Here is a 1,716-nt window from a genome sequence, read left to right on the forward strand (position 1 = left end):
ACAAAATGCGATAACGCACTTTGGCCTGCATTTGCTGCCAACTAATACCAAAAACTCGCGTAAAAATACCAGTAGAATGCACCACTTTTATTCTTCCTCAAGACCTTGTTTTTCGTGAGTTAGCCAATCTTTAAATTTTCTATCTAAGGTTTTTCGTGACACACCTAAATCTCGCGCTGCAGCAGATTTATTACCACTATGGCTATCGACCACTTTGGTGACATGTTGTTTTTCAACTTCTTTTAATGGCCAACTTAGCGGATAGCCCATCGCATCATTAACCATAACAGACACAGGTTTCTTCCAATATTCCGCAGGCGGTTTACCTAATAGGATGCATCGTTCAATCATATTACGCAGTTCACGAATATTACCGGGCCAATCATGCTGTTGCAGTACTTGTAGGTCTTCGTGGCTCCAAATAACATCTTTAATGCCCAACTCTTGTGACAACTGCAAGGTAAAATAATGGGTAAGCTCAACAACATCTTCTGGCCGAGAGCGCAAAGATGGAATAACAATGTTCAATACATTCAAACGATAAAATAAATCACGTCTGAAACGACCCGCTTCAACTTCATCAATTAATAAACGATTAGTGGCCGCGATAACGCGCACATTAATGTCGATTTCTTTTTCGCTTCCTACAGGACGAATAGCACGTTGTTCGAGCACTCTGAGTAAGGCGGTTTGCATGTTCATCGGCATTTCGCCAATTTCGTCCAGAAATATCGTGCCGCCCGAGGCATAACTAAATAACCCTTCACGATTACCTTTAGCCCCGGTAAAAGCGCCCGCTGTATGGCCGAATAGTTCACTTGCTAACAATTCAGGAGCGATGGCACCACAGTTTACTGGTACAAACGCACCACTTCGGCCACTCTGTTGATGTAATTGTCTGGCCACCAGCTCTTTGCCTGTGCCTGATTCGCCCTCAATTAATACCACTGCGTTAGTCGGTGCGATTCGTTCAATGACTTCTTTAACATCGCGGATGGCTTCACTGTTGCCGATAATGGTGGATGACTGTCCGTGCGACAGTTCACGCCTTAACATAAAGTTTTCACGCTTTAGCAGTCGTTTTTCGATACAGCGGTCAACGGCGGTAATCATTTGCTCTAAGTGAAACGGTTTCATGATGAAATCAGAGGCACCTGCTCGTAATGCTTTGATTGCCACGTCCATGTCTGCATAACCGGTCATAAAAATGATATCAGATTGACGTTCGGGATCATCTAACGCTTCATGCCACTCAATACCTGAACGGTCGGGCAAACGAATATCAACAATTAGCAAATCGAAATGGCCATGACTGCGTAATTCTTCTGCTTGGGCAATTGTGGAGGCGGTTTCTACCAAGGCAAACTTTTTTGCCAAGGCTTTCATCAAAAAACTACGCATACCGGGCTCATCATCAACGATAAGAACCGACATAGTGGTCTTGCTTACTGGGGAGATATGTTCATCTGGACTCATAAATGGACTCTTATTTGGACATTTTGTCGCGCTTTTCACCACTGTATCATCGAATTCACATCACTTGGTCACTATGAACCACAGAAAAGTGATCATGGGACAATTTGTCTAAGATAAATGATTAAAGCTTGGGAGCAAGTTCACAGTTTCGATTTTATGCGTGAACTGTATTTGCATTAACACTGCTTGGCATCTAACTTGCTTATTGCATTGGTAATTAAGCAAAACGGCTTAATGTTT

1 protein-coding gene is annotated in these 1,716 nt (G+C 42.9%); it reads right to left on the reverse strand.

Going from position 1 to position 1,716, the window contains the following annotated elements; genetic code table 11:
- Nucleotides 1–87: 87 nt before the first annotated feature.
- Nucleotides 88–1,476: a sigma-54-dependent transcriptional regulator gene (locus CXF78_RS16595; protein WP_011639325.1), complete on the reverse strand. Its 1,389-nt coding sequence runs from the start codon at nucleotides 1,474–1,476 to the stop codon at nucleotides 88–90.
- Nucleotides 1,477–1,716: the final 240 nt, after the last annotated feature.

The sequence above is a fragment of the Shewanella sp. 11B5 genome, assembly GCF_002836795.1.
In the GTDB taxonomy this organism is placed as follows: domain Bacteria; phylum Pseudomonadota; class Gammaproteobacteria; order Enterobacterales; family Shewanellaceae; genus Shewanella; species Shewanella frigidimarina.

What these genes read in the sequence shown, in the direction of transcription:
- CXF78_RS16595 (WP_011639325.1), bottom strand. Translation starts at nt 1,476, where the DNA reads ATGAGTCCAGATGAACATATCTCCCCAGTAAGCAAGACCACTATGTCG.